Origin of the sequence: Ruminococcus flavefaciens MA2007, from assembly GCF_000621845.1 — a bacterium.
GTDB lineage: Bacteria > Bacillota > Clostridia > Oscillospirales > Ruminococcaceae > Ruminococcus > Ruminococcus flavefaciens_E.
In genome coordinates this window covers 134,997-158,075 of record NZ_JHXF01000009.1, presented here as the reverse complement: position 1 = coordinate 158,075, position 23,079 = coordinate 134,997, and the positions used below count along the sequence as shown (strand labels likewise).

Below are 23,079 nucleotides of genomic sequence, written 5' to 3'. Positions count from 1 at the left end.
ATTATGGACACACTTGGAATCATTGTTTTGATCGTTATCATCATTCTTCTTTTCCTTTTCATCAGATGCTTCAGGATAGTTCCTCAGGCACACGTTTTTGTTATCGAGCGTCTCGGTTCTTTCCACGCTCAGTGGGAAACAGGACTTCATATCCTTGTTCCTTTCATCGACAGGATCGCAGGCAAGGTATCACTCAAGGAAAAGGTAGTAGACTTCAAGCCGCAGCCCGTTATCACAAAGGATAACGTTACAATGCAGATAGATACCGTTGTATTCTATCAGGTAACAGACGCTAAGCAGTACATCTACGGCGTTGAAAGACCTCTGGCAGCTATTGAAAATCTGTCGGCTACAACACTTCGTAACATCATCGGTGAGATGGAGCTGGACGCTACTCTCACATCAAGAGATGTTATCAATACAAAGATCACTTCTATCCTCGATCAGGCTACTGACCGCTGGGGTATCAAGGTAAACCGCGTTGAGCTCAAGAACATCCTCCCTCCTCGTGAGATCCAGGACGCTATGGAGAAGCAGATGAAGGCCGAGCGTGAACGCCGTGAGAAGATACTTCAGGCAGAGGGTGACAAGAAGTCTCAGATCCTCGTTGCTGAAGGTGAAAAGGAGTCACAGATACTCCGCGCACAGGCTAAGAAGGAAGCTCAGATCCTCGAAGCTGAGGCTCAGAAGCAGGCAATGGTCCTCAGAGCTGACGCTGTAAGAGAGCAGAAGATACTTGAGGCTACAGGTGAAGCAAAAGCTATCGAAATGGTACAGCAAGCCCTCGCTGAAAGTATCGTAAAGCTCAATAACGCTAATCCGAACGAGAGAGTTATCCAGCTCAAGTCGCTGGAGTCCTTTGCTAAGGCTGCTGACGGCAAGGCTACAAAGATCATTATCCCAAGCGAGATACAGGGACTTGCAGGTCTTGCAACAGGTCTAAAGGCTATCGTTGAAAAGGATGCTGCTCCTGCTGCACCTGCTGCTAACAACAGCAGCGCAGGCTATCAGGGCTATAACGCAAACTAAAATATCACAGATACTCCCCGATTTTTCGGGGAGTATTTTTTTGTGTCAAAAAACTGCGCAGTCAATGCTGATTTTTTGTGTTTTGATACGATTTTTGCAAAAAGCTCCCGAAAAATAAAAAACAGCCGTATTTTTGCTTGCAATTAAGCGCTTTTTGTTGTATAATAATCTATAAAGATTTCAATTACAATGCTTTTTTATTTTATTTTCTCCGTCAGTCTTTAAGCGGTAAAGCTACAGATATATAATTCATTCCAGCAAGGCGGTAGAACAATGGTTTTTTCGAGACTTTTCTTTATATACATCTTTCTCCCCGTATGCCTTTTGTGCTATGCACTGGCAAGAGGGACGAAAGCAAAAAATCTGGTGTTGATAGTTTTCTCGCTTATTTTTTACGCTTGGGGCGAACCCGTATATATTTTCCTTATGCTGACAACTGCCGCTGTGAACTACGGCGCTGGTCTGGTAATCGGAAAATATCAGGGACAAAGGGGCGATACTGCCGCAACTGTCATTGCGGTGACGTATGACCTGCTCATGCTTGGCGTATTCAAATACAGCGGCTTCATTGTTGAAAACATCAACGCCCTTTTTTCATCTTCAATACCTATTCCCGATATAAGACTTCCTATCGGTATCAGCTTTTACACATTCCAGACTATCTCTTACATCATAGACTGCCACTGGGAAAAGGTCAAGCCACAAAAAAGCTTTGGAAAGTATCTGCTTTTCCTGACACTGTTCCCACAGCTTGTAGCTGGACCTATAGTCCGCTACAGCACTATCGAAAAAGAAATAAATGACCGTAAAATTGAGCTCAGCGACATTTCCTACGGACTCAACCGCGTGGCTCTCGGTCTTGGCAAAAAGGTGCTCCTTGCCAATCAGCTGAGCATAATCGCTGACAGCTTTCTCGGCAATATCGGCAGCTCCACCATGTTCGGAGCATGGTACGGAGCTATAGCCTACGGCTTGCAGATATACTTTGACTTCTCAGGCTATTCTGATATCGCAATAGGTCTGGGACGTATCTTCGGATTCCATTTCGATGAGAACTTCGACCACCCGTTCATATGCAGGGACATCACCGAATTCTGGCAGCGCTGGCACATCTCCCTCAGCACATTCTTCCGCGACTATGTCCTCTATATCCCTATATTCGGCAAGCGCAGAAAGTACGGCGGACTTTTCCTCGTATGGCTCTGCACAGGCATATGGCACGGCGCAAGCTGGAACTTCATCATATGGGGACTTTACTACGGTATTTTCGTATTCATCGAAATGCTCATCGGCAAGAAGCGCATGAAGAAGATACCCGTTGTTATCCGCCATATCTACAGCAAGCTTGTTATAATCATCGGCTTCGGCATATTCTATTTTGAGAAGCTGGGCAAGCTCGGCACATTCTTCAAAACTGCATTCGGCTTCGGCGAAAACGGATTCCTTGCAGTTCAGGACAAGATATCCGTCATCAACAATATGTATCTGCTGACTGTAGCCGTTATATGCTGCTTCCCTGTCATCAAATGGGTAAAGCAGACAGCGGACAAGCATTTTGTCACAAAAGCCGCAGTTTCCTCAGCAGCTGCCGTTGCAGCTGCTCTGCTTCTCATAGTTACAAGCATTATGCTGGTAGCTTCTACTGCAAATCCATTCCTTTATTTCAGATTCTGACGAGGCAAACCCATGACCGATAACCAAAACAAAAACAGCCGTTCCCTGCCTGCTATCTCAATAGAGGCATCGGACCGTGCTAAAACCACCATAGATGTGCCAATTAAGGCAAAAAAACTGAAAAAACAGCAGCGAAAAAAGGCTCTTAACTTCATTTCGCTGGCTAATGTTATAACTATAAGTGCGATCTTCGCAGGCGGCTTCGTTTATGTAACGCTTCTGCCCCACGAGACAAAAGCCGACGACGAGAACCGCTATCTCACAAAGTTCCCCAAGTTTTCCGCAAAAAGCTATGCAAGCGGAAAATTTACCGAGGGCGTTGCTGACTACTTCGACGATACTGTCCACGACAGAGCTCATATCAAGGAGTTCATCTCCGACTACATCATGCAGCTCAAAGGCAGAAAATACGGCGCTGACGGCGAAGAAGCCGAGCTTTTCGGCAGCGGCTTCGAGAAAAAAACAGCCGTAACCACTTCAGCTCCTGTAACTACTGCTGCTTCAGTATCTACATCAGTTACAACTGCCGTACCCGAGACGACAACTGCTCCAGCGGAAGAAGCTCCTGCTGACGGCGAGCTCACAAACAATATCCTCATCGTCAACAAGCGCGGTGTAACTCTTTACGGCGGCGCATGGGGCGCAGAACAGGAGTACGCTTCATATGTGAGTCTGTACAAGGAAAAGCTGCCCGATGTAAACGTTTACTCGATGGTACTGCCAACGTCCAGCTCATTCTATCTTCCCGAAAAATACCAGAACCTCGCCTACAGCGAGAAAGAGGACTTCGACAGGCTTGACGCGGCTCTCCATAACGTGATCCCTATCGACGCCTACAGCATACTCGGCGCTCACAAGGACGAGGCTATTTACTCCCGTACCGACCACCACTGGCAGCCTCTGGGCGCTTACTATGCCGCACAGCAATTCGCTCTAACGGCAGGCGTCCCCTATCCCGAGTTGTCGGAATACGAGACAGTCACACTGCCGGGCTACGTCGGCACCCTTTATATGTACACACAGAGCGCAACACTCATGAATAATCCCGAGGACTTCGTTTATTACAAGCCCAAAACACCCGTAACAGTCACACAGTACAACACACGCTTTGAAAATCCTGTTGCCGCAAATCTTCTTCTCGATCCGTCATATATGGCTAATTCAGGCTATTATATGGTTTTCGGAGCTGACGAGAGGATAGTTCACGTAAATACAGAATGCAAAAACGGAAGAACTCTTGTCATATTCAAGGACAGCTACGGAAACGCCCTGCTGCCAATGCTGACAGGCTCTTTTGAGAACATATATCTCTGCGATATACGTTATTTCGACCTTAACGCCGTCGATTTCATAAACAGAGTCGGCGCAACGGACCTCCTTTTTGCCATGTGTTCATTCTCCGCAGTAGGCGGCAACAGAAACTGTATATACAACAATCTGACAAAATAGGTGATATTATGAGAGAACTCAACTTTCCATTCGACGGCAAGGATATAATCCGCAGACGACTTGCGCTTCGCAAGCAGCTGCTTGCGGACGGCTGCGTCCGCGTAAAGAAGAGGATCGCTGTGCTGGGGGGCTCAACGACCAATCACATTGTATCCGCACTTGAGCTTTTTCTGCTGAATTTCGGCATAGAGCCCGAATTCTATCTGTCAGAATACAATAAGTTCTATGAAGACGCCGTTTTCGGCAATCCCGAGCTTGACAGCTTCGATCCCGACGTTATCTATATCCATACTACATCGCGCAATCTCACTATGCTCCCCGAGAGCCCTGCCGAGACTGCCGAGACAGTGGAGCATAAGCTCAACGACCAGTTCGCATACTTCAAGCAGGTGTGGGACAGCCTTAAACAGCACTTCTCATGCCCTGTCATACAAAACAACTTCGAGCTGCCGCTGTTCAGACGCACAGGCAGCTACGACGGCTGGAGCACGGCAGGTCATGCCGCGTTCATTCAGCGCATGAACGTCATGCTTTTGGACTACGCACGCAATACACGCGGTCTCTACATCCATGATATCAATTATCTCTCCGCAGTCTGCGGACTGGCTAACTGGCACGACGCCGAAGCATGGTATCTTTACAAGTATGCCATGAGCACCAATGTTATCCCAGACTTTGCCTACAGCCTTGCCTGCATAATCAAGTCAATTTACGGCAAGAACCACAAGGTCATCGACCTTGACCTCGATAACACTCTCTGGGGCGGAGTCATCGGCGACGACGGTCAGGAGGGCATTGAGATAGGTCAGGAAACCGCCGTGGGACAGGCTTTCAGCGAGTTCCAGAGCTTTATCAAGGGCTACAAGGACTACGGCGTGCTTTTAGCGGTTTGCTCCAAAAACGACGAGGAAAACGCACTCCTCGGACTGAATCACCCCTGCGGAGTCCTCAAATCCACAGATTTTGTCTCCATTAAGGCTAACTGGGAGCCAAAGGACAGAAATATCGCCGAAACTGCCGCTGACCTCAGTCTGGGACTGGACAGCTTCGTATTCATCGACGACAATCCTGCTGAATGCGCTATTATTGAAGGACAGCTCCCCATGGTTCAGACCATAAACCTCAGCACCGTTCACGAAGCAATGTACAAGCTTACGCGAAGTGGTTTCTTCGAGGTGACAGCCGTTTCCGACGACGATATGCACCGCTCGGAGATGTACGCCGCAAACGCTCAGAGAGCGGCACAGCTGAGAAGCTTCGAGAGCTATGAGGACTATCTGCTCAGCCTCGATATGCACGCTGTCATCTGCGGTTTTGAGCCTGTCTATATACAGCGTATAACTCAGCTCACCAACAAGAGCAACCAGTTCAATCTCACCACTCGCCGCTACAGCGAAGACGAGATACAGAAGGTCAGCACAAGTCCCGACCATATTTGCATCTGCGGCAGACTGCTGGACAAATTCGGCGATAACGGCATAGTTTCCGTAGTTATAGGCAAGTGCAGAGACAAAGAGCTTGATATAGAGCTGTGGCTCATGAGCTGCCGTGTACTAAAAAGAGACATGGAGCTCGCCATGCTGGACGAGCTGGTCCGCCGCGCAAAGGACAAGGGCATAACCCGTATAAACGGCTTTTATTACAAGACGCACAAGAACAGCATGGTAGCGGAGCTTTACAGCTCGTTCGGCTTCACACTTGATAAAAAGCTGGATAACGGAGATTCCGAGTGGCATCTCGACATAGAAGGCTATGAAAACAAGAATAAGGTAATAAAAATACGTGATAAGGAGAATCCTGAATGAATAATAATGAAATACTCCCCCGTCTGAATGAGGTATTCAGAGATGTTTTCGGCGACTCGTCACTTTCGGTGAACGAGAATACCACATCTGCCGATATTGAGGACTGGGACAGTCTTGAGCACATCAATCTCATTGCCGCAGTTGAAAACGAATTCGGTCTGCGCTTCAAGATGCGCGAGGTATCGGGCATGAAGAATGTGGGAGAAATGCTTGCAATTATCGCTGAAAGAGGAAAATAATGTCAAAAAAAGCGAAAAAACGACTTGTAATTGCCGCTGTCTTTGCGGTTTTATGCGCTCTCAGCGCATGGGGCTTCGCTATGAAGCCCGTAAACTACAGCGTCAGCACAAAAAAGCTTGACAAGGGCATGAGAATAGTCTTTATTTCCGACCTGCACAACTGCTTTTACGGTAATACCGACAATTCAAAGCTCATAGACGAGGTTCGCAAGGCTGAGCCCGATATGGTGGTATTCGGCGGCGATGTCATAGATATGTGGGGCGGCACAGAATACGCCCTGAACCTTATGTCTGCTCTCAGCGCTGAATATCCCTGTGTTTACACTCCAGGAAATCACGAGGGTATGCGGGACGACACCGAGGAATTCTACGAAAAAGCACGCAGTATTTGTCCCGTACTCATGGGCGATATGAAAGAATTCAGCATAAACGGTCAGGATATCCGCTTTTACGGTGTTGTGGACTCTGTCCAGTGGGGAAAGAAAAAAACTCAGCTTGAGGAATGCATTGACGAGCTTGACGATAAATATTACAATATACTGCTTCTTCATCAGCCCGAGCAGATAGACGACTGTTTCGGCAGTGACGGCAAGGGCTTTGATCTTGTCCTTTCGGGACACGCTCACGGCGGTCAGTGGAGACTGCCCAAAATACTGGAACAGGGACTTTACGCCCCAGATCAGGGTATATTCCCAAAGTATACCACAGGTATATACCATATTGATGATACAACTCACATAATCAGCCGCGGACTGGCAAGACCTATGCGTATGATATTCATACCCCGTATTTTCAACCGTCCCGAGCTCTCGATAATAGATATAAACAACTAATAATGCTGATATATAGCAATTTTATGCGAAAAGGTACTTGTAATTTCAATTCATTGATGATATAATAAATTTGTATGCAATAACAGCCCTCAGGCGGTTATTGCCCTGAACTATGTTCAGAGAGCGCAAATTCTTTATAAAAAACAGGATTTTCGCAGGCATTAATTGGTTTCAGAAACAAAAACAGAACAAAAGGAGCATGAGCGTTTCGCGCTCGCTGTCAAATATGGAAAAAGAGAAAAATATCAAGGAAATGCCGCAGAATATGATCTGCGGACGTAATCCCGTCATAGAAGCGCTGAAATCGGGAGCTAATCTCGATACGGTCTATATAGACGGAAACGGCGGCAGTCTAAGTGTTATCCGCCGTCTTGCAAAGGAAAACGGCGTCGTAGTCAAGGACGCTGACGATAAAAAGCTCTCACGCCTGTCAGGCGGCGCTTCTCATCAGGGAGTAGTTGCCGAGGGCGCCTGCGGAGAATATGTTACGGTAGAGGATATCCTTGCCGTTTCGCAGAAAAAGGGCACAAAGCCTTTCATCATCATCTGCAATGAGATCGAGGATCCTCATAATTTGGGAGCTATCATACGTACTGCCGAAACATCGGGCGCTGACGGTGTCATTATCCCAAAGCGCAGGAGCGCTTCGCTGAACGCTACTGTCTTTAAGACATCAGCAGGCGCGGCAAGCTATGTGCCTGTGGCAAGAGTTTCAAATCTTGCCTCCTGTATCGACACCCTCAAGGACAACGGCGTGTGGATATACGGCACCGACGCTTCGGGCACGGACTACTCCGAGACCGACTTCACAGGGGGAGTTGCCCTTGTTATCGGCTCAGAGGGCTTCGGCATGAGCAAGCTGATACAGAAAAAATGCGATTTCATGATAAAGCTCCCGATGCTTGGAAAGATAAATTCACTCAATGCCTCCGTGGCGGCAGGTATCTTCATGTACGAGGTACTGCGCCAGCGCAGAGGCTCTGAATAAGGAGATAGATATGTCAGAACAGAAACCGTCGCTGGAGGCTATTCTTGACGAATACTCTCCCGACTCTCTTGAACCTAATAAAGTGGGCAGAGTTGACGCCCAGAAAATAATAAATTCTACGGTAGACGCTCCTGAATTCGTTGAAAGACCTAAGTCAAGACCGCCTATCTCACATGAAAAATCCGCTCTATTCGATAATGCACACCGAAATGAATCTCCTGCCGACGAGGTAAAACCTGCCGACCTTTCAAGACATAAGGTGGCTGTGGTAAGCTCCGACGCCATGAGCGAGATACGCACCAATCCTCAGCGAAAGGTCATACCATCGGGCACTATCACTCCCGTGCAGATGAATCCCGATGAAGCACCTAAGATAAGGCGTATGAGCGAGTCCACCCGCGCCAAGGAGATAGAGAACAAAAAGAACAAGAAAACACGCCGCGGCAAAAAGGATAATTATACCTACGCAAGAGAAACTCCCGAGGGAGAGTATATGTATACTCCTCCTGAGTTCAAGAAGAAAAAGCGAAGCCGCATTCAGATAATCAACGAAGCTGAGAGCCCCGAGGGCAGAAAGCAGATAACGGACATCGTCCCCTCGCCTGCCGCCGTCGAAGCCGCAAAGCCTGTTGAGCCTGCTCCGAGAGCTGAGCTCACAAGCATAAATCTCAGCGAAAAGGCTGATATCGACGCAAATCAGCTGGACGTACATATCACTCAGGGCGCTGACGAATATATGTCGGTGCACTCCAAGAACAAGCGTACAAAGCGTATCGTTGACTTCAACTACTACGGCGATGTCGAGGACGTCGGACGAGATATCTACGAGCTGAAAAGCACTATCTCAGTACGTGTTGTGATACTTGCGATGACTGCTTTCCTCAGCCTTTTTATGACGCTGGCTAATCAGTTCGATGTGCCCACGCTGGATATTTTCAGTATGTCAAATATCAAGTCATATCTGACTGTCCACCTTATACTGGGTACTGTTTCAATTATTTCGTCCATTGCGGTCATAACAAAGGGACTGCGAAAGCTTCTGAGCTTCAAGGCAGACGGTGACTCCATGACGGCTATCACCGCACTTTCCTGCCTGATAGCTATTATCCCCGCTTTCCTAAGTCCCGACCTTGTAAGCTCGGAGAATATACACATTTATATGCCTGTAGGCATACTTGCACTTCTCATAAATGCGTTGGGCAAGCACCTTATCATAAGGCGAGCCGCCAGAAACTTCAAGTTCGTGTCGAAAAACTTTGACCGTCACGGCGTTACCTACGTCAGGGACGAGGACAGAGCAGAACGTATAACCCGTGGAACTCTCGGAGACTTCCCTATCCTTGCTTCAATGCGCAAGACGGACTTCCTCACGGATTTCCTGCGGTATACCTATTCGTCGGATATGACCGACGATTTTTGCAGAAAGGCTTCGCCGCTGTGCCTGTTCGCCTCAATAGTTGTTGCACTGTTCCTCACCATATTCTGCAAGGGAACTATCGCAAGCCTTGACGCGGCGGCATTCGGCTTCTCCATTTTCAGTATGCTGATATGCGCTACTTCCTGTATCGCAATGCCTTTTGTAGTAAATATCCCTCTTGAGAACGTTTCCAAGAGCGCTATCCAGAACAAGGGCATAATGCTTGGCTATCAGAGCGTTGACGACTTCTACGATACAAACTCCATACTCATTGACGCTTCTACTCTCTTCCCTGAGGGAACTGTCAGACTGGACGGTATCAAGGTATTCTCAAATACAAAGCTGGACGAGGCTTTCCTGGAAGCCGCAAGCCTTACAGCTACATCAGGAAGTATCATGTCACAGCTCTTCACTGACGTCATAGCAGGCAGAAACGGTGCGCTCTATCCTATTGAGAATTACTCCTACGAGGAGGGCATGGGAATGTGCGGCTGGATAAACAACAAGCGTGTGCTCTTCGGCAACCGCGAACTCATGACCAGCCATAACATCGAGGGCGTTCCCACCAAAACTCAGGAGGCTGAGTTCGTTGAGGAAGGCAAGGACGCTCTTTACCTTTCAATATCAGGAAACCTTGCGGCAATGTTCGTTGTTGACATCGTTGCAGACAGATATGTGAAGAAATGGGCGAAAAAGCTCTGCAAGAACAAGATATGTATGTTCATCAAGAGCATTGATCCCTGTATAACACTGAAAAAGCTAAACAAGCTCTTTGGTATCCCCGAGGAAATGATAAGGATACTGCCTAAGAAGCTTCACGAGGACTTCTACGAGGAGACTAAAAAGGCAGTCCGTCTCAGCTCATCAATGGCTACAACGGGTAAGTTTTCTTCCCTTGCCGAGCTTCTCATCGGCACAAAGGTAGTTCATTCCTCGGCTATAATCGGACTTATCTTACAGACAGCTTCAATACTTCTCGGCTTTGTGCTGTGTATGATGCTGATACTTTCAAAAGCATTCCGCTCAAATTACGTATATATGTCAGCTACAGCCCTTATCGTTTATAACGTGGCATGGACAGTGCTTACATATATAGCCGTAAGTCTCAAAAAAACATGACGTAACAAGAACCTGTGTCAGCTATGATACGGGTTCTTCAAACATTGAAAGGAGCTTCACAATGCCAAACAGATATAATGGCAGAGACGAGGACAACATTCCAAACACTGATAATCAGGATACTATGCTGCTCCCCAACGGAGTAAGCGGCTACAGCGCTCCGCCAAAACAGGAGCTGCCGCCCCTAAGGAGAGTAAATCGCAGAGCTGCATCGCAGTCAGGTAGCAGTGCTCCCCAGCAGCAGGCTCCCCGCTTTCCCCAGTCAGGACAGCCGCCGCAGTTCCCACATTCAGAGCAGCCGCCACAGTTTCCCCACTCTGCTCCACCACCGCAGCCAAATTACAGCGAACCTCAGTATTACGATTATAATCAGCAGTCACCGCAGGAATACAGCGGCTACGGCGACGGCGGATATTATCCGCCTCCTGCTGCTCCACAAGCAGCACCGCCTCCGCCGCCAAGACCGCCGCAGAAGCGAAAAAAGCCTACTGCACCTCAGTACGAGCCCGAGGAAAAGCCGCGAAAGAAAAAACGCCGCCACAAGTCGCTTCTCCGCAGGATAATCGGCAGACTGTTCAGAACTGTCCTTATACTGTTCCTTCTGCTTTTCGGACTTTACTCCTGCACATCAGTGTCTCTCATAAAGAAAATGGAGTATAAGCCCTCAGACAGCCGTAACCACTACGCAGACAGCCTCGGCAGAGGTCATGTCCGCAGCATACTCGTTATCGGTACTGACGGCAGAACAGCCGACGAGGTCGGACGCTCCGACTCAATGATACTTGTTTCTCTCAACAGCAAGACCAATGAGATAATCATGACCTCATTCATGCGTGACTGCTACGTAGAGATACCGAATAACGGCTGGAACAAGCTCAATGCGGCTTACGCATTCGGCGGAGCTGACCTGCTCATGGACACTCTCGAACTCAATTTTGATGTTCGTATCGACGACTATGTTTCCGTCGATTTTGCTTCATTCGTATCCGTTGTGGATTCAGTCGGCGGCATAGATATCGAGGTAAGCGACGCAGAAGCTCAGGAGATAAATGTTATCCTCATCTCCGAGGTAAACGGTCTCATGGGCGATCCTCCCGACGCAGACCTGCTCAGCGGCGGCGGAAAGCTCCACCTCAACGGCAAGCAGGCTCTCTCCTACTCGCGTATACGTAAGGTAGGCAACAGCGACTTCGAGCGAACAGAGCGCCAGCGCAGAGTAATGTCACTTATCATCGCTAAGATGAAGACATTCAAGCCCTCTATCTTCAAGAACCTTGCTTCGGACGTTATTCCCGATGTTGCTACAAATATGTCCACACCAAAGGCATATCTCCTCTCTCTGAGAGCACCGTTTGCTCTTAAATACAAGACAAAGCAGATACAGATACCTGCCGAGGGAACCTTCACAGGTGCAGATGTAGACGTAGGAAACGTTTTACAGGTAGACTTCGGCGCAAACAGAGAAGTCATCGACAAGGAAGTTTTTTCTAAAGATTAAAGGCAAAAGCCCACAGCATTAAGCTGTGGGCTTTTTTCGGGATATACACGTCTTTAGGTTTTAAAGAGAGGACTTGATACCAAGAAGGAAAAGCTGTATCTCAAGGGCGTCGCCGCTAGTGAGACCGTCATTGCCGCCTGCTACGTCACCGTTATCTGCTCCCTCACGGGTGATGTGGTGCTCGTCTGTGCCGCTCTCGCCGAATCTGTTTGGATTTGCAAGCGACTGCATTATCAGCACAACATCTGACATATCAACATTGCCGTCGCAGTTTGCGTCGCCCTTTTTGCCAGCCTTTGGAGCTGTAGTTGTTGTAGAAGTAACAGGCTCGGCAGTTGTTGTTACAGAGGTCGTAGATGTGGTTGTCTCGGCTGTAGTAGTTACAGTTGTTGTAGTTGTGGAAGATGTGGTAGTTGTTGTTGCAGTAGTTGTAGTTGCAGTGGTTGTAGTTGTTGTCTCAGCAGGAGCCTTTGGCTTGAAGCCTGATATCTCATTGAGAAGCTTTCTCAGCTCCTGATCTTCCATTTTGCAGGTCTCGCGGTTATAGTGTCCGCCTGGAGTTGACCAGAGCACAGGACAAAGTCCGCGCTCATATGCTGCCTTACAAACAGAGCTGATGAAAAGTCATACCGAATCAGGCTCCTTGCCCTTTGTAGGACAGCCGTACTCGCCTACGATAACGGGTATGCCCTTGTCAATAAAGCCATTTTTCATCATGTCCATGTTCGCATTGAGTTCCTTGTAATCCTCGTCTGTACCCCATGTTGCGCGAGCCTTTGCCCATGTTTCGTCCTTATCCTCAAGGATAGCAAAGCCTGCGGGAGTATAGTAGTGAACTGATACTGCCATGCGGTTTGCAGGATCGCTCGGCATTTTGAAGAGAGGATCGCAGGTGCGGTCAAATCCCGTATTGTATCCCGATATCAGCAGATGACGCTTCGGATTGTTACCGCCTGACTTGCGGATAACGTCAACGAACTTCTGATTTATCTCATTTACAAGAGCATAGGACTCAGCCTTGCCCTCTGTGCCGCCCCATGGGTTCCAGACCTTTTCCCAGCCCAGCTCCTCGTTCTGTGACTCGAACATCAGCTTGTCGCCGTAGTCCTTGAAGCTGTCGGATATCTGCTCCCACATTGTCTGATAGCGCTTCATGCACTCGTCCTTTTTGTCAGGGAATGTGTTTACCCAGCCATTATCCCAGTGGATATTGATGATGCAGTACATATCCGCGTCGATAACCCAGTCAACTATCTCATGAACACGAGCGTCAAGGTCCTTGTTTATCTTGTAGTTGTCCTCCATGAGGTTTGACCACGCTACAGGCACACGTACCACGCCGAAGCCCTCGTCAGCCATGCCCTGAATCATTTTCTGAGTAACAACAGGGCTTCCCCATGCTGTTTCGTACTCCTCAACAGTGAGAACTCCGTCGCCCCACTCTGCGTCGACCTCGGCTATCCAGTCGCCGCAAGCCTCCATAGTGTTGCCGAGATTGATACCTACACCCATTTCCTTTACAAGGTCCATAGTCGAGATATCACGCATAGTGCTGTCTGCGGCAAATGCTTTCTTCTCGCTCTGCCCAAAGGGCTGAACTGTCGCCCCGAGCACCATAAGTGCCAGAGCAGTACTGATGATCTGTTTCTTCATAATTATTCCTCCTAAATATTAATGTCCCGTGAACAACTTTTATATTCTGTATCAATTATAGCACAATAAGTCATGCTTGACAACAGTATTTTGATATTTTTAAATAATTTCGGTATCAAAATTACTATTTCAGCATTTCCAAAGGCGTTTTATGCACTCAAAGTGCAAAAATCAACGTAGAAGAATATGCACCGCAGGTTAAAAATTCGTATTCTATTTGTATAAAAAAGCGCTCCCGATAAACGTAACACTAATATAGAGCATATGGCTATTTATGGGGTAAACCTTTCTGAAGAAAGCGTTTCCCCCATACCCCTTTCCAAAGACTTTTATCTGTTTTTTTCGCAGATAGGGCGCTTTATATAATAAAAAAGCCCTGCAAAATGCAGGAGCGCCCTATCTGTGAAAAAACAAAACGAAAGTTTTAGGGAGAGAGTTTGAGAGAAGCCCCTTTTTCAAAAGGGGTTCTCTCAATAATAAACATAAAATTTCTATATAAGTATTACTGTTAAACGAAAGCGCTGTAATATTATTTTGCATATTGCTTTGAGATAGAAAGCTTGCCTGCGGCGATCTTCTGTCTTAGCTCCTCAAGCGGCAGAGGCTTGCTGAACAGGTAGCCCTGTGCGCGGTTACAGCCGATATTTGCAAGGAAATCGAACTGCTCCTTAGTCTCAACGCCCTCGGTAAGCGATACCATACTGAGCTGTTTGGTCAGGTCTACGATATTTTCAAGGATAGGTCTGGTCTTTTCGTTGCTGTCAAAGCCTCTGAGGAACTTCATATCTATCTTGAGAACATCAAAATGGTAATCTTTAAGTACATTCAGCGATGAATAGCCGCTTCCGAAGTCGTCCAGCCAAACCTTGTAGCCCATTTCCCTGAGGCTCTTTATTGCATTCGGCAGGAAATCCTGCTGATCGGTAAGAGCGCTCTCGGTAACTTCCACATCTATAAATTCCTTTGGAACGTTGTACTTCTCGACGATCTCGCAGAGATTTCCGACGATGTCGCAAAGCTCGAAATCAAGTCTTGAGAAGTTGAGCGAAACAGGAACGAAGGCTTTTCCGCTGTCAACAGACTCGCGGTAATCTCTGCAAACCGATTCCACCATGCAGAGGTCAAGCTTGTATATCTGGCGGTATTCTTCAAGTATCTCGATGAATGCGCCCGGAGGAAGAAGTCCGTAATTCGGATCCTGCCACCTTGCGAGAGCTTCAAGACCACAGATAGAGCCGTCAGAAGTATCCACAACTGGCTGGTAGAATACCTTTATCCAGCCGTTTTCAATAGCCGTGTCGATATTATTGACGATGTACTGCTTCTGCTGGAATTTGTCCTCAAGGGACTTATCGTAAAAACGCAGAGTGCGGTCATAGTGCTTCTTGATACTGTTGCAGGCAAAACGAGCTCTGTCGCAGGCCTGACTTATGTCAGACTTATCGTCTGTAGGCTTATAAGCGCCGCATTTCAGTTCAAGGTGGACTTCCTTCTGGAGCTTCTTTATCTCCCCTGAAAGCTGTCCTATCTTATTCTGAGCTCCGTCAACACTGGTAAGAACTACGAAATGGTCATCGGAAAAGCGGGAAACAAGCGAGCCTTCAAATTCATCTTCTATCATATGAGCTATCTTTTTAAGAAGCTCATTTCCTGCCTGAAAACTGTACTTTTCGTTGTAGGACTTAAAGTTTTCGATATCAAAGAACAGGAAAAGGATATTTTCCTTATCGGTCGTTACATAATTCAGAAGCTTTTCGCCCTCTGAGCGGAAATATACCATGTTGTGAATGCCTGTCAGCTCGTCCTCTACGGATATCTTTGAAAGATAAGCGTTTATCTTCTCAAGATTCTCGTCCTTGATAGCCTGCAAACGTGTGTTGTTATAATTTGCAACACATACCATCATAGTAGATATCCACATGGTAAAAAAGTTTATCTGCGTTGCTATAGTAGTACCCTGGTCTCCCGTATTAACTGCCACCATATCATTTATGCGCAGGAAGAAATAAAGATAAGAGCCGCCTGAGATAAGGAACGCCGCCAAAGGCTTCCATGTAAGCAGACACATGGAGAAAAGTTCCATAGTAAGGAAAGTAAGTATCTGCTCTCCCTTTGCATAATCGTTAATGGATATCTTTACTCCGAAATAGATGCATATAAAGGTAAATACCCATTTTATGCACTGTCCGAGAGCGTGATTCTTGGTCTTTCCCCTGATATATCTCTGTGAAAACAGGAGCATAAGTACGCCCGAAACCAGAAGAATTATATAATTGATGTAATACTTCTCGAAATAATGCTTGAAATTACTCTGAAGATTATTCTCAAATATGGTATTGGTCATACGGATTATCATCCATATTTCAAGAACTATTACAACAACGGACATATAAATGCTCGCACGCATATTCGCTCTGAAGAAATACTCGTTTACATATTTGCTTTGCTTCTCAAAACCGAGACCGTCCGACAACCATTTCAAGACCTTTTTCATATGTAGTCCCCCCGTTGTAAAAAAATAGAAACAGTATTACCGCCAAGCTGCGATGTAAATAATCGAATTAATAACTGATAATAAGCTAAAAACATATCGCTTATACGCAATTTATTTAAACCGAAGTTATTGAACACAAAATTATTATAACACACCCATAGTAAATTGTCAATAGTTTACAAAAAATCACATAGTCCCCAAAACGAACTATATCGGCAATATTCCCTTTTCACTTGAAAGAAAAGCCGCTGTGTGTTATAATAATAATGTTATTTGATTTAAGGGGGGGATACCGTGAAAAGGTCATCGCTGAAAAATATCACCGAAGCCGTAAAAAATGAGTTCCGCAGCGCACTTGATTCCGATGCGCTTCGATTTGAAGCCTTTTTCCGCGGAGCTGCCATGCGATACATTGCCGCCAATAAACTGCAAATAGATAAAACGGAACTCAGCGACGCTTTCCCCGAAGTGTTCCCAAGGCTTACCGTTGAAAGCGCAGTTATATCAGCTTCTGATAAGGTATGCAAAATGCTTGGCGATATCCCCGATGAATCGTGGAAAAGCAACGTTCAGCTCATAGGACGGCTCTATCAGTACTTCAACAGCGACGCAAAGGAGGCTGCACTCAGCGGCTTGAAGCGCAATGTCAAGGTTGGCACTGAGAACATCTCAGCCGCTACGCAGATATTCACTCCCCACTGGATCGTACGCTATATGACGGAAAATACTCTCGGTCAGGCTTTTTCGTCAGCCTGCGGATTTGATACATCAAATCTTCCCTATCATATCCGCAGAGATACCGAAGCTATCCCCTGTGCTCCCGAGGATATAACCTTTCTCGATCCATGCATGGGCAGCGGAAATATCCTCACTGCTGCACTCGACCTGTTCATGGAGCTGTATATCTCCCGCGGCTATGACCGCCTTGAAGCCGCAAAGCTCGCTCTTACGCGGAATATCTTCGGTCTGGATATCGACAGCCATATGCGGAGAATGTCCCATTTTGCGCTGATAATGAAAGCAGCGGACTATGCTCCCGAGATACTCAGCTGTAATATTGAGCTGAATCTCTGGGATACCGAGGATTTAGCAGGCGCAGACGATTTTTCGCAGCAGTTTGAGGGTTCGGAGCTCTTCGGCAGTCTTCTCAGACCGACTATACCGCCCCAAACACATGGCACAAAAGCGGCAAAGGTCTATGAGCTCCTAACACGCAAATACGACGCTGTGGTGACGAATCCGCCATATCTAAGCTGCGGAAATATGAGTTCTCAGCTTCTCTGCTTCATCAAGGCTAATTATCCCGACAGCCGTGCTGACCTGTTTTCCGCTTTTATACAGCGCTGCACCGAGCTTGCAAAGCCAGTGGGCTATCTTGGCTTCCTTACGCCCTTTGTCTGGCTGTTCATTCAGAGCTACGAAAAGCTCCGCCGAATGATGTTCACCGAACGTACTCTCGAAAGTCTTGTGCAGTTCGAGTATTCCGCCTTTGAGGAGGCTACCGTGCCTGTCTGCGCCTTTACAATGCGCAACTGCAAAACCGAGTGCAAGGGTGTTTACTTCCGTCTTACGGACTTCCGCGGCGGTCTTGAAGTTCAGCGTGAAAAGCTTCTTGAAGCTATAGCTTCTCCTGACTGCAATTATGTGTTCAAGGCTGACGCCGAGGATTTCTGCAAGCTGCCCAATGCTCCTGCGGCATACTGGCTTAGTGACAGCGTCCGCGGACTTTTCACGAAATATCCGCCTCTGGGAAGTATCGCAGCTCCCCGAAAAGGCAATTCCACCTCTGATAACGACAGATTCCTGAGACTTTGGTTCGAGGTGGACAAAAACAAGCTCAATCTTGACAGCAACTCTATCGACAGGGCTGAAACTCTGAAAAAGCGCTGGTTTCCTTATAATAAGGGCGGCGGCTATCGGAAGTGGTACGGCTTCAACGACTATGTCATCGACTGGTTTGACGACGGTGCAGAGATAAGAGCTATCCCCACTGCTGTTGTAGCGAATTACCGCTATTTCACCAAGGCAGGTCTTACATGGTCTACCCTCACCAGCGGAAAATTCAGTATCCGCGAGTTCGGAAAGGGCTATATCTTCGATAACGGCGGCTGCTGTATATTTGACCTTGACGACAAAAAGCACTTCATCTGCGCACTGCTCAATTCCAAGGTTTTTGCCTATATCTTCGGTCAGCTGAACCCTACTCTGAATTTTCAGTCGGGAGAGGTGGCAAAATTCCCCGTAATATATAAAAAGTCCGCCGAAGTCGATGAGCTTGCGGCGGAATGTGTGGAAATATCCAAGGCTGAGTACGATTTCTTCGAGACCAGCCGTGATTTCAAAAAGCACCCGCTGATATGAGGCATCACCTCATTATCTGCGAGTGCTTTTTCTTGTTTTTGAAGAAATAGGGTTGTTTCTTTCAAGGTCGATAGTGCGCCTGCGCCAGTCATTTGTAGCCATGGAATAGGCTTCGTTGAAGTAGTTCTCAGCCTGCTCCGTTCTGCCCATGCGCATATAACAGCGTCCCTTGTCAAGCAGATATCCGAATCTCAGTTCCTCGTTGTCCTTGTATTTCTCAAGGAGCTTATCAGCGTTTTCGTACTGCTCATGCACTAAAAGGGACTCGAAATAAGCCGTATCTATAAGATAGTTCATCATTTCGCTCTTATCACGGTATAATGCGAATACCTTTTCGCCGCTGGCTACACGCTCCTCAGTCAGCTTTATATCGCCGCTTACGGCGGCAAGCTGAACTCTCAGCACATGAATAAGCAGGATATTCCGCTGTAATGATATGGTATTTGTGCCGCGGAGCTCGCTTTTCATGAACTCATAGTCCACACAGCCAAGCTTTTCCTCGGCAAGCTCATACTCATGGAGCGACATATAAGCTTCGGTGAGGAACATTGCGTACTGATTCCTGTATGTAGCGTAGCTTGTAGGCATAGTCATACAGAACTGGAGCTGAGCCTCCATATCCTTTATAACCGCGTCGGAATAGCCCTCGTCGGATATCCTTGACACTATTTTCCGGAATATCCGAAACTGCTTATTAACTCGCGGTATCACTAAGAAATACACTATAAACGTTATCGGAACTGCGGACAGTGCCGAAAAAGCCGCACGGAACATCATCGCCCTGCCGATACCAGTACCTTTCCATGCCGATGAAAGCAGGTCTATGACCGTTGTGGCTGAAAAGATAATGGAAAATCCCAGTACCCACCAAGCCGCAAGGGCTCGCAGTATCATCAGATTATCCTTTGGTTTCTGGAAATCATTTTTCATAATATCCTTTCTCCGTTTCTGTAAAGCCCTTTACTGGTGGTGTACACAGTGAAAAAGGCTCTGATAGACGATGTGAGAGCCTTTTTCACCTTTTAACTGTAAGAAAATGAATGATATAACGCGTTATTTAACTTTACCTGCAATGAGCAGTTTTCTCATGAAAACGATATCGAACGAATCTGTATTGCCGTCGCCGTTAGCGTCGCAGGAATGCTGAGGCTTTATCTTGCCGATAACTGTTCCCTGACAATATACAAGGTCTGCAACATTTACCTCGCCGTCCTGATTAAGGTCGCCTATAAGCGTTTTTGGCGGCGCAGTTGTTGTCGTAGTCGTTGTAGTAGTTGTGGTCGTTGTCGGCTTAGCCGTTGTAGTCGTTGTGGTTGTTGTTGTTGTTGTCTTAGCGGTCGTAGTAGTCGTTGTAGTTGTTGTAGTCGGCTTTGTTGTGGTAGTTGTCGATGTAGTCGTTGTTGTGGTCGGCTTTTTTGTGGTTGTAGTAGTCGTAGTGGTGGTAGTAGTTGTTGTAGTCGGCTTCTTTGTTGTAGTGGTAGTAGTTGTTGTGGTGGTTGTTGTTGTGGTTGTAGTCTGCTTTGGTCCTGTAGTCAGGACATAATCTGTTTCCGAAAGCTCGGGGTACTCAAAATGAGTTATTTTATAGTCAGACTCGGGAGTATGCTTCTCAGAGAAGCTCTTTGAACCTCTCAGGAAATAATCATACTTGACTTCCCTGCCGTACTTGCCGTCAAGATCGTCCCATGTTACGTCCATAGCGTACCATATGCCGTCTTCCATTTTGACGTAATTCCACATATGTCCCGTATTGTCCTCCTCGATGAGGTTTCCGAATACGCATACGCATGGGATATCCAGTCTGTCGCACATGAGCTTGAACGCCTCGGCATAGCCCTCACAGACAACACCGGGTTCAACAACAGCGCCCAGAGCAGAGCTGCTGAACCTTGCTTTAAGGTCGTAATTTGTAAATTTAGCTATGTAGTCATGTATGCTTTTGAGCTGCTCATATCTGTTTGAGCCCTCAATTGATACCTTGTCCAGTCCCTCTTCAAGGAGAGCGCCGTAGCTCTTAGCCTCCTCAAGTGAGCTGAAGCCTTCAAGATAGGCAGGTGTAATTTCAAGGGACCTTATCTTCAGAGTATAGCCGCCTGTCCAGAAGCTTGAAGTAACGCCTGTATCTTCGCCAAGACCGATATTTATGCCCGAAGGCTCTATCCAGTATATCTCGGGGCAGTCAAAAAGCGCAGCGTCGATACCTGGCTTACAGGCACCGAATACAGCCAGCTGGAAATTCTCCTGATCCTCTTCGGTGAAACGCGCTGAATTAGGCAGCGCAGACACTTTAAGAGTCACAGTCTCGGGCAGTTTGACATTGATAGGTGTGAGGTCTGGAACAGTGAGCTTAACAAACTCATTGTAGACCGCCGTATTGTTGGCATCAAGCTGGTCTCCGTAGTTAAAAGAGCCGCTTTTATAGTTGGACTCAGCCTTTGGAGAAGCAGGAAGCGTCAGCGAACCGAAGTCAGCGTCGCCTAAAGTCACTTCAAATCCTGAGACATCTTCCGAATTATCAACTGCACATACCACGCCTGCTGTGCCTGCACCCATGGTCAAGGCTAATGATGTCAATAATGAAATTGTCGATGAGATTAATCTTTTCATACAGAACCCTCCTATTGAAACTATTAATGCCCATCCCCTTAGTTTATCTGTATAATTATATTATATATAAACTGCCCATAAAAGTCAATAGTTATCACCTGATTTTCATTTAAAATTAACATTGGACTTTTAGTGCAATTTGCTATTCCAAAAGAGAATATCGCTATATATAGGCGAATAATGCCGAAACTGCCAAAAAAAGAAGCTATCTCTCAGTATAATTTGTTATATTGACACTTGCAAATGTCCGGTCGCTGTGATATACTGTTATGTGGAGATTTTGTGCATATTACTGCACTTATTAATTATTTGAAAGGTGAGATCCCGATAATGAATTTATCCCAGATGACAAAAGAAGAGCTTGCTTCGTTCAAAAGCGAAAACGAAAAGCTGTACAATGACTTCAAGAGTCAGGGACTCTGCCTCAATATGTCAAGAGGCAATCCATGCAGCGAACAGCTCGCCCTCAGTCTTGATATGCTCAAGGCTTTCGACGACGGAAACTTTATGAGCGAATGCGGCAATGATGTCCGCAATTACGGTGTACCTGACGGTATCCCAGAAGCAAAAAAACTCTTTTCTGAAATGATCGGCGTAAACACCGACGAGATCATCATCTTCGGTAATTCAAGCCTCAACGCTATGTTCTTCGCTGTTCAGTGCGCTTTCAACAAGGGTATCCTCGGCAGCAAGCCATGGTCGGAATACGACAAGGTAAAGTTCCTATGTCCTGTTCCCGGCTATGACAGACACTTCAAGGTAACTCAGTTCTTCGGCGTTGAGATGATAAATATCCCTATGACTCCTACAGGTCCTGACATGGACATGATAGAGGAGCTCGTAAAGAACGACGAGACTATCAAGGGTATCTGGTGCGTTCCTCAGTACTCCAACCCTGACGGCATATGCTACAGCGACGAGACTGTAAAGCGTTTCGCAGCTCTCAAGCCTGCTGCTAAGGACTTCCGTATTTTCTGGGATAACGCTTACTGCATTCATCACCTCACCGACTCACCTAAATATATCCTCAATATCCTTGACGAAGCAAAGAAGGTCGGCAACGAGAACATCGTTTACGTTTTCGGCTCGACTTCAAAGGTTACTTTCCCAGGCGCAGGCGTTGCAGTTATGGGCGGCAGCAAGGAAAATATCGACGAGCTCAAGAAGTATCTCGGCATAAGCATTATCAGCCACGATAAGATGAATCAGCTCCGTCATGTTAAGTTCTTCGGCACATTCAAGAATATGCAGGAGCACATGAAGAAGCACATGAGCATTATCGCTCCAAAGTTCAGTCTCGTTTGCGATAAGCTCGAAAAGGAGCTTGCTCCTCTCGGTATCGGTCAGTGGACAACTCCAAAGGGCGGTTACTTCATCTCGTTCAACGCTCCTAACGGCTGCGCAAAGAGAATAGTTTCACTTTGCAGTGAAGCAGGCGTAACACTTACAGGCGCAGGCGCTACATTCCCATACGGCATTGATCCCGATGACAAGAACATCAGACTTGCTCCTACATATCCTCCGATAGAGGACCTCAGCAAGGCAATGGACCTCTTTGTTATCTGCGTAAAGATAGCAGCTGCTGAAAAGCTTTTGGCTGAATAAAAATATCGCCCTTTCGGTTTGACCGAAAGGGCTTTTTCATTGATTTGAAGCTTAGTATAAATCATAATTTAACGCAATAACTTGCCGAGCCCATGAACGGGATTCCAAAGGGACCGTGTTCCTTTGGCGGAGTGACTCCCCATAAAATGGGGAGATGTCGCAACGCGACAGAGGGGACGGACCCGATTAGGGGGCCTTGCAAGTGAAGGCGTCCCTAAATGGGACGTCGAAGACGCCGTCCCCTACATTTTCCAACGGGCGGATAATATCCGACCCTACATCGGGACGCCGAAGGCGGCGTCCCCTAC

The 23,079-nt window shown here is 47.0% G+C and carries 16 protein-coding genes; 11 read left to right on the top strand and 5 right to left on the bottom strand.

Going from position 1 to position 23,079, the window contains the following annotated elements; all coding sequences use genetic code 11:
• Positions 1–3 precede the first annotated feature (3 nt).
• From T497_RS16040 to T497_RS17420, 9 genes are all read left to right on the top strand, one after another.
• Positions 4–1,029: an SPFH domain-containing protein gene (locus T497_RS16040; protein WP_051530553.1), complete on the top strand. Its 1,026-nt coding sequence runs from the start codon at positions 4–6 to the stop codon at positions 1,027–1,029.
• Positions 1,030–1,302: 273 nt separating this feature from the next.
• A complete protein-coding gene (locus T497_RS0105995; RefSeq protein WP_028514830.1) occupies positions 1,303–2,703 on the top strand; it encodes an MBOAT family O-acyltransferase in 1,401 nt (466 codons plus the stop codon).
• Positions 2,704–2,715: 12 nt separating this feature from the next.
• Complete coding sequence (locus T497_RS16035; RefSeq protein WP_051530552.1) at positions 2,716–4,152, top strand: DHHW family protein; 1,437 nt, start codon at positions 2,716–2,718, stop codon at positions 4,150–4,152.
• An 8-nt stretch (positions 4,153–4,160) separates the two neighbouring features.
• Positions 4,161–5,957 carry an HAD-IIIC family phosphatase gene (locus T497_RS0105985; RefSeq protein WP_028514829.1) on the top strand — a complete coding sequence of 599 codons (1,797 nt, stop codon included), beginning with the start codon at positions 4,161–4,163 and terminating at the stop codon, positions 5,955–5,957.
• A complete protein-coding gene (locus T497_RS0105980; protein WP_028514828.1) occupies positions 5,954–6,196 on the top strand; it encodes an acyl carrier protein in 243 nt (80 codons plus the stop codon). Before T497_RS0105985 ends, T497_RS0105980 begins: the two co-directional genes overlap by 4 nt.
• Positions 6,196–7,029: a metallophosphoesterase gene (locus tag T497_RS0105975; protein WP_028514827.1), complete on the top strand. Its 834-nt coding sequence runs from the start codon at positions 6,196–6,198 to the stop codon at positions 7,027–7,029. Before T497_RS0105980 ends, T497_RS0105975 begins: the two co-directional genes overlap by 1 nt.
• Positions 7,030–7,255: 226 nt before the next feature.
• On the top strand, positions 7,256–8,017 hold the full coding sequence (gene rlmB, locus T497_RS0105970) for a 23S rRNA (guanosine(2251)-2'-O)-methyltransferase RlmB (RefSeq protein ID WP_028514826.1): 762 nt from the start codon (positions 7,256–7,258) through the stop codon (positions 8,015–8,017).
• A gap of 10 nt (positions 8,018–8,027) precedes the next feature.
• On the top strand, positions 8,028–10,553 hold the full coding sequence (locus T497_RS0105965; RefSeq protein WP_028514825.1) for a hypothetical protein: 2,526 nt from the start codon (positions 8,028–8,030) through the stop codon (positions 10,551–10,553).
• A gap of 61 nt (positions 10,554–10,614) precedes the next feature.
• The gene (locus T497_RS17420) at positions 10,615–12,051 is read left to right on the top strand and encodes an LCP family protein (RefSeq protein WP_051530551.1); all 1,437 of its coding nucleotides are present in this window, start codon (positions 10,615–10,617) and stop codon (positions 12,049–12,051) included.
• 60 nt (positions 12,052–12,111) lie between these two features.
• Here T497_RS17420 and T497_RS18780 read toward each other — a convergent pair whose 3' ends face one another.
• From T497_RS18780 to T497_RS0105950, 3 genes are all read right to left on the bottom strand, one after another.
• On the bottom strand, positions 12,112–12,624 hold the full coding sequence (locus T497_RS18780; RefSeq protein WP_242839978.1) for a hypothetical protein: 513 nt from the start codon (positions 12,622–12,624) through the stop codon (positions 12,112–12,114).
• A 51-nt stretch (positions 12,625–12,675) separates the two neighbouring features.
• Positions 12,676–13,704 (bottom strand): glycoside hydrolase family 5 protein, encoded by a 1,029-nt coding sequence (locus tag T497_RS18775; protein WP_242839977.1) that lies wholly within the window; start codon positions 13,702–13,704, stop codon positions 12,676–12,678.
• Positions 13,705–14,233: 529 nt separating this feature from the next.
• Complete coding sequence (locus T497_RS0105950; protein ID WP_028514824.1) at positions 14,234–16,198, bottom strand: putative bifunctional diguanylate cyclase/phosphodiesterase; 1,965 nt, start codon at positions 16,196–16,198, stop codon at positions 14,234–14,236.
• A 294-nt stretch (positions 16,199–16,492) separates the two neighbouring features.
• Here T497_RS0105950 and T497_RS0105945 point away from each other — a divergent pair, with 294 nt between their 5' ends.
• The gene (locus T497_RS0105945; RefSeq protein WP_028514823.1) at positions 16,493–18,559 is read left to right on the top strand and encodes an Eco57I restriction-modification methylase domain-containing protein; all 2,067 of its coding nucleotides are present in this window, start codon (positions 16,493–16,495) and stop codon (positions 18,557–18,559) included.
• Positions 18,560–18,571: 12 nt separating this feature from the next.
• Here the strand turns inward: T497_RS0105945 and T497_RS0105940 are convergent, their stop codons facing one another.
• Positions 18,572–19,489: a tetratricopeptide repeat protein gene (locus tag T497_RS0105940; RefSeq protein ID WP_028514822.1), complete on the bottom strand. Its 918-nt coding sequence runs from the start codon at positions 19,487–19,489 to the stop codon at positions 18,572–18,574.
• A gap of 123 nt (positions 19,490–19,612) precedes the next feature.
• On the bottom strand, positions 19,613–21,166 hold the full coding sequence (locus tag T497_RS0105935; RefSeq protein ID WP_028514821.1) for a dockerin type I repeat-containing protein: 1,554 nt from the start codon (positions 21,164–21,166) through the stop codon (positions 19,613–19,615).
• A gap of 330 nt (positions 21,167–21,496) precedes the next feature.
• On the opposite strand from T497_RS0105935, the gene T497_RS0105930 reads away from it, so the two are divergent.
• Positions 21,497–22,771 (top strand): aminotransferase class I/II-fold pyridoxal phosphate-dependent enzyme, encoded by a 1,275-nt coding sequence (locus tag T497_RS0105930; protein ID WP_028514820.1) that lies wholly within the window; start codon positions 21,497–21,499, stop codon positions 22,769–22,771.
• Positions 22,772–23,079: the final 308 nt, after the last annotated feature.